This window comes from uncultured Flavobacterium sp., assembly GCF_937967675.1.
Lineage (GTDB): Bacteria > Bacteroidota > Bacteroidia > Flavobacteriales > Flavobacteriaceae > Flavobacterium.
The window spans coordinates 1-7,447 of sequence record NZ_CALBSN010000111.1; the positions used below are offsets into that span (position 1 = coordinate 1).

Annotated in this window: 6 protein-coding genes; 2 read left to right on the forward strand and 4 right to left on the reverse strand. The window is 35.0% G+C overall.

Translation table 11 applies throughout. The features are described from left to right. The 4 genes from Q0075_RS07575 to Q0075_RS07590 all read right to left on the reverse strand — a co-directional run. On the reverse strand, positions 1-377 hold a 377-nt coding region (locus tag Q0075_RS07575), incomplete at its 3' end, for an FAD-binding protein (protein WP_297868983.1). Between the two features lie 18 nt (positions 378-395). Beyond that, entirely contained in the window at positions 396-1,256 is an 861-nt protein-coding gene (locus Q0075_RS07580; protein WP_297868984.1) for a succinate dehydrogenase cytochrome b subunit, read from the reverse strand. 179 nt (positions 1,257-1,435) lie between these two features. Then, positions 1,436-2,308, reverse strand: coding sequence for a hypothetical protein (locus tag Q0075_RS07585; RefSeq protein ID WP_297868985.1), 873 nt, complete (start codon positions 2,306-2,308; stop codon positions 1,436-1,438). An 83-nt stretch (positions 2,309-2,391) separates the two neighbouring features. Next, positions 2,392-5,169 (reverse strand): glycosyl hydrolase, encoded by a 2,778-nt coding sequence (locus tag Q0075_RS07590; protein ID WP_297868986.1) that lies wholly within the window; start codon positions 5,167-5,169, stop codon positions 2,392-2,394. A gap of 115 nt (positions 5,170-5,284) precedes the next feature. On the opposite strand from Q0075_RS07590, the gene Q0075_RS07595 reads away from it, so the two are divergent. After that, a complete protein-coding gene (locus tag Q0075_RS07595) occupies positions 5,285-6,577 on the forward strand; it encodes an aminopeptidase P family protein (protein WP_297868987.1) in 1,293 nt (430 codons plus the stop codon). Between the two features lie 241 nt (positions 6,578-6,818). Next, positions 6,819-7,447 (forward strand): alpha/beta fold hydrolase (locus Q0075_RS07600; RefSeq protein ID WP_297868988.1); only part of this gene is annotated, 629 nt, incomplete at its 3' end.

The window sequence follows — 7,447 nt, forward strand, 5'->3', positions numbered from 1 at the left end:
TGGTCGATAATATTTCCTGAAACTTCTGCTAAACGGTGAACGTTTGCTTCACGCGCACGGTAGTCACCACCTTTAATAGTATCATAGAAAAGACGGTAAACGCTATCACCATCATTTTGATAATTTTTTGCTGCATTGATACCTCCTTGAGCCGCAATTGAGTGCGCACGACGAGGAGAATCTTGAAAACAGAATGCCTTTACATTATACCCCATTTCTCCAAGAGAAGCAGCGGCAGAAGCACCTGCTAAACCAGTTCCTACCACAATAATATCGATTTTTGGTCTATTATTTGGTGCAACTAATTTCAAGTGATTTTTATGGTCGGTCCATTTATCTTTTAATGGACCCGCTGGTATTTTAGAATCTAACTTCATAATATATACTGATGTTGATTATTTTTTAAAGTGTAAAATGATTGGAATGATTGCAAACAATAGCGGAACTATTATCGAAAATACTTTTCCTACAAACTTGATAACAGGAGTTAACTTAGAGCTATTTACACCAATCGATTGAAATGCGCTTTGAAAACCATGCCATAGGTGAAAGGCTAAAGCTATCATTGATAAAACATAAAAAATTGTAAAAGCCAAACCATACTTAGCATCTTTGAAAAAGTCAACAGTAAGTTTATGTAAATCTTTATAAAGGTTTGCAATTTTAATATCCGCTGCCGCATAATACAACTCTGTACCATTTTTAACTATATATTGTTGTGGCAACATTGTATTTTGTTTTTTCTCATGTTCAAGTGCCACCTGCTCAACAAGAAAAAATTGACCTGATTGAGTTCCAATGTAAAAATTTTGTGTAACGCCTTGAATGTTAACAGATTTCTTTGCTAATGGCATATTTTTATCAAAATGCATTTTTGCCCAAAAATTAACCATATGAGTAGCGATAAAAACTAAAATAATAGTCCCTAATACCGCCATATTTCTGGAAGCAATACTACTAGAAGAACCATCTGTTTTAGCATAACCAATTGGTCTTGCTTTTTTGTTTTGAATAGTTAACATAATTCCATCTATAGCATGGAATATGATTGAAATGTAAGTTAGATAAGAAAGTAACTTAACTGCAGGATTGGTGGTCATGAATAGGGCATATTCATTGAACTGTTGACTGGTTCCAAAAATTAATTGAAGATTTCCTGCCAAATGTCCCGCCAAAAACAAGCATAAGAATAAACCTGTAAGAGCCATCCAGTATTTTTTTACAATAGATGACTTTAATAGTGCTGATTTTGCCATAATTTTTATTTGATTGTACTAGTTTAATAAAAAATCAAACAAAAATACAGCTATTTCAATTTAACTACAACCTTTTCAAGCTAATTTATAATGATTTTAAAATGAGTTTAACTATTGTTGAATACCAAGGGATTAAAGCGTATAAATCATACAAATGTATAGCATATTAGCAAATATACTTAATTTACATATAAAGGTATCAATCCTCTTAACCCCATATCAACAACATTTTCTCCTATTGAAGGCTCATATTTACCATCAGCCGTTACTTCTTGCCATTCAAAACTATTGTTTGTAGATAGTGATAGCGTTATTATAACATCGCGAGTTTCACTACCATTGATAATTAAGTTTTGAGAAAATTTTCCTGTTACTACACATGAACCTGCAGGTATTGGCGAAGTAGAAGCAATAGGGTTTGGAACTGTGGTTGCTCCAGCTGGAGCTTGGCCAGAAGTAGCGTAAGGAACATCATTTAAAGCAAAAGCCCAATATCCTTGCAGACGATTTCCGTTTATAGGAAATGAATTATTACCTATAGCGTGTGTTGTGATGTAAGTATTATATCCAACAAAACTAGCAAGCTTTCCTTGATAATCGGCGCCATTATTTCGTACCGAAATTCCATATTCTTGATACGCCAAAGAAACACGAACATATTCATAATTTCCTTGTGCTACTTGACTTAATGGAATTTTTAAAAAAGCCTCACCTTCTCTAACAATAACCGCTTTACTAAAATCAATCGCAACCGAACCGCCTTGAGTAGTTTCATCGGCATGATACAAAATGGTACCATTCCCTAATTGGGTGTAAGCCGTTGGTGCCAGTTCAAAATAATGCGCACTAATTTTACTAAAATCGGGAGATTGTGCCGCATGTCCTGATGGAATTGATGCAGGTTGCCCCAAATTATTCAAACGCACTTGATTAGGATCAAATTGAAATTTAACAATCAAATATGGCTCGTTTGTTGCATCGTCTTCATCCTCACAGGAAAAAAAAGACACAACCGAAACCAAAACTAAAAGAACTCCAACAATTTTTTTCATAAATCAAAAACGTTTGATATTGCAACAAAATGTTTATTAAATCATTTAACGCAAAAACTACAACAAATAGTATGCCTTTTTAACTATTTTTTAGGATTTAAGATTTCAAACCATTTGCTTTCTAAAGTTTTATTTATTGAAATCGTAACCTTAAATTTTCCGACAGGTAAATAAAACTTCTTGTTTTCAGCTGATTTGATTTTGATGTTTTTGTCTTTTTTATTCCAATTATCCGCTACATTTTTTGGCATCGAATAATCAAAATTAAACGAATTCAATCCTTCTTTAGCTTCTACTTTTTGAGTATAAACTACCATCCCAGATTCATTCTCAATCGAAACATTCACAATTCCATCTGCATTAGCATAAAACCAAATTGTTTGCGAAGGTTCACTCGGTTTTCCCCAAGCGTAATTTTGAATTCCCCAACGATCGGATTTTGTTCTATCGTTTACTTTAAATAAATGCAGGTTTTTAGCTAAAACATCTTTAGTTAATTCCTGAACTTTCGATATATCCATTTTATAAATCGAACGACCATGAGTTCCTACGATTAATTCTTTTGCTTTCATTTGAATGACCGCATCATGAACTGCTACTTTTGGCATTCCGTTTGAAAAATCTTGCCAAGTAATCCCTTTGTCTAACGAAATAAATAAACCATTATCAGTTCCAACATACAAAATATTCTCATTTGTCGAATCTTCAACAATTACATTTACAGCTTGAGATAATCCATTTGAAATTGAAGTCCAAGTCGCACCAAAATCATCCGAAACAAAAGCATAACTTTCAAAATTATCGTTTCTATATCCGTTTAAAGTCGCATAAACTCTTTCTTTCTTGTGAGTCGAAGCCGCAACTCTTGAAACCCATAAATTCCGAGGTAAATTACCCGAAATCAATTGCCAAGAAGCGCCACCATCTTTCGAAACGAGAATTTTCCCATCATCAGAACCTGCATAAAGCAATCCAAATTGGAATTTACTTTCCGAAATAGTCGTCAAAGTTCCAAAAGCTACGTTTCCTTCTTTTGCACCATTGGTTAAATCGCCTGAAATTTGTTCCCAAGTTTCGCCTTGATTCATAGAACGGTGTAAGAAGTTAGAACCCATGTACAAAATATCCTGGTTGTGCGAAGACAATAAAATCGGTGTTTGCCAATTAAAACGATACGGTTTTTCTCCTTTTGGAGCCTTTGGTGTGATGTAATCAAACTTGCCTTCTTTTTGATTGATTCTGTAGTAATTTCCAAATTGATATCCTGTGAAAACTACATTTGGATTGCGACTATCAATCTGGATTTGCATGCCATCGCCACCCATTAATTCTTGATACGGATATTTTCCGTCTTGATGCCAAGCTACAGAGTGAGCATATTCATTATTTCCAAACCAAACGCCGTTGTCTTGCATTCCGCCATAGACATTATAATTCTCTTGATAATCTACATTCACCGCATACAATTGACCAAGTGCTTCATTGTTACATTTAATCCAATGTGCTCCGTTGTCGTATGAAATATTTACACCACCATCATTCCCGTTAATAATGTGATTTGGATTTTCAGGATTTACCCAAGTTACGTGATGATCGGCATGAACGTTTTCTTTTGAAATGGCCGTAAAAGTTTTTCCGCCATCTTCCGAAAATAATAACGGAACGCCACCAATGTAAACACGATTTTGATTTCTTTCATCTACAGAAATGTTCGCAAAATAATATCCATAGGTATAAAACATATCGTCGATATAATTCTGATTTGCTTTTTTCCAAGATTTGCCACCATCTTCTGATTTATAAACTTCGCAACCAATTACTTCGGTTTCAAATAACGCTTTGTTGGCATCTGATAAAACTGCTAAAACTTCTTTAGGTTCAATGTTATTATTAGCAACCCAATTTTTAATATTTTCTGCACGATATTTATCTCTTAAGCCACTTTCTTTCAAAGCGATATTAAGTTCTTTATTCGAAATTTCCATTAAATCAGCTCCAGGAGAAGACAACATCGTGGTTAATTTATTTTTTGAAACGGCTTTAGGTCGCTTATTTTGATTGTCCAAAACAGCATAAATCACATTTTCATTGAACATCGCTAAACCAATTCTTCCCACACCTTCATTTGCTGGAAATCCGCTTTCTTTTGTGGTCACTAATTCCCAAGAAGTTCCGCCATCTTCACTTTTATAAATACCCGATTTTTCGCCATCACCATCAAAATGCCACGCTTTTCTATCTTTTTGCCAAGATGCCGCAAACATAATTTTTGGATTATTTTTAGAAACCGCTAAATCAATAATTCCAGCATCTTCCGCAACGAACAAAGTTTGTTTCCAAGATTTTCCACCATCAGTTGATTTGTAAATACCACGTTCTTTGTTGGTTGTATATAAATGTCCGACAGCAGCCACGACAATTTCATTCAAATTGCTTGGGTTGACCCAAATTCGGCTAATGTGATGCGAATCTTTTAATCCTAAATTTTCCCAAGTTTTGCCTTTATCGGAAGATTTTAAAACCCCAACTCCAGCATAAGACGAGCGCGAAGCATTCACTTCACCCGTTCCAACCCAAATCGTTCCCGAATTCCAATCCACTGTAACGGAACCACAATTTACCGTTTCCGCCGAATCCATCACAGGCGAAAAAGAAGTCCCGTTGTTATTGGTATACCAAAGACCGCCCGTAGCATAAGCCACGTAAAACTCGGTTGGATTTTTTGGATTTACAGCTAAATCAACCACACGACCACTCATGATGGTTGGTCCGATATTTTTAGCTTCCACTTGATTAAACAACGAATTTTGAGCGATTGTCGATTGCACAATCAATAAAAACAGGATAGTAATTTGCTTCATCTCGAAAAAATTTGTTGAAAATTAGCCAAAACATTGCACTTCTACAAAATTTCTAAAGTATTTAACAACTTTTCATTTTTATCTTATTAATTTTGGAGAACAAAACATTTACATCATGAAATACCATCAAATAGACCGCAATTTGTTCGTGAAAAACAGAGCTAAATTTACGACTCAAATGAAACCTAATAGTGTTGCGGTATTCAATTCAAACGATATTTATCCCGTAAGTGCTGATAGCACATTGCCATTTGCACAACATAGAGATATTTTATATTTATCGGGTGTTGACCAAGAAGAAAGTATTTTATTGCTTTTTCCAGATGCGCCTTACGAACATTTAAAAGAAATTTTATTCTTAAAAGAAACAAATGAGCACATTGCGATTTGGGAAGGTGAAAAACTAACCAAAGAAAGAGCCTTTGAAGTTTCTGGAATTAAATCGGTGATTTGGTTACAAGATTTCCACAAAACCTTGAAAGAAATCATGGCGTATGTCGATACAATTTACATCAACACTAACGAACATTACAGAGCGGTTATCGAAACCGAAACTCGTGAAGCGCGTTTTATCAAATGGTGGAAAGAAAATTATCCAGCACATAAAGTAGAAAAATCGAATCCTATTTTACAAAGATTGCGTTCGGTTAAAGAAAGTGAAGAATTGGATTTAATCCAAAAAGCGTGTGATATTACTGAAAAAGGTTTCAGACGCGTTTTGAATTTCGTAAAGCCAGGTGTTATGGAGTACGAAATCGAAGCCGAATTTGCTCATGAATTTTTAAGAAATCGTTCGAAAGGTTTTGCTTACACGCCAATTATTGCCTCTGGAAATAACGCAAATGTGTTACATTATATCGAAAACAACCAACAATGTAAAGCTGGTGATTTGATTTTATTAGACGTTGGTGCAGAATACGCGAATTATTCAAGTGATATGACACGTATGGTTCCAGTTTCGGGTCGTTTTACGGATAGACAAAAAGCGGTTTACAATGCTGTTTTAAATGTGAAAAATGAAGCTACAAAAATGTTGGTTCCAGGGACATTATGGAAGCAATATCATGTAGAAGTGGGTAAAATCATGACTTCAGAATTGTTAGGTTTAGGATTATTAGACAAAGCCGATGTACAAAACGAAAATCCAGATTGGCCAGCATATAAAAAATATTTCATGCACGGAACTTCGCACCACATGGGATTAGACACACACGATTATGGTTTATTACACGAGCCTATGCAAGCCAACATGGTCTTCACAGTTGAACCTGGAATTTACATTCCGAAAGAAGGTTTTGGTATTCGTTTAGAGGACGATATGGTGATTCAAGAAAAAGGAGCAGCGTTTAATTTAATGCGTAATATTCCAATTGAAATTGAGGAAATTGAAGCGATAATGAATGCTTAAATTAGTTTAAGGGTTTATAAGGTTATAAGTTTAAAAGGGCGGCTTGCAGAAATGTGAGCCGTTTTTTTTGGAACACAGATTGGAGAAATTTTTAAAATTTATATAATTTCTTAAATCTGTGTTTCTAAAATATTAAACCGACGGAATGAAAAGTTTGTTGTAAAAAAACCCTTGCGTACTTCGCAAAAAAACTTTGATTCCGAAGTTTCGGAATTAGCGTTTAAACTTTACCTTTGCCCACATGAAAACCACGAACTTCAAAAACACCAAAATCAGTTACACCGACCAAGGAAAAGGAACGGCTGTGGTTTTATTGCATGGTTTTTTGGAAAATCAATCGATGTGGAAAGCGTTTATTCCTGAATTGGTGAAGAAACACCGCATCATTACTATCGATTTGTTAGGTCATGGCGAAACAGAATGTCTAGGTTATGTCCACACGATGGAAGACCAAGCCGATATGGTGCATCATGTATTATACGAATTAAAAATCAGAAAAGCGGTTTTGATTGGACATTCGATGGGTGGTTATGTGGCATTGGCTTTCGCCGAATTGTATCCCGATAATGTAAAAGGAATTGTATTACAAAACTCCACTTCAAGAGCTGATAGCGACGAACGAAAAGCAAATCGTGATAGAGCTATTGTGGCGGTGAAACAAAATTATTCGGCATTTATTCGCATGAGTATTGCTAATTTGTTTAGTGAAGACAATCGCGAACGTTTAGCTGATATTATTGAAGAAGTAAAATTAGAAGCTTTAAAAACACCACTTCAAGGAATCGTTGCGGCCTTAGAAGGCATGAAAATCCGAAAAGACCGCGAAGTTATTTTGCATTTTGCGCCTTATCCGATTCAACTTATTTTAGG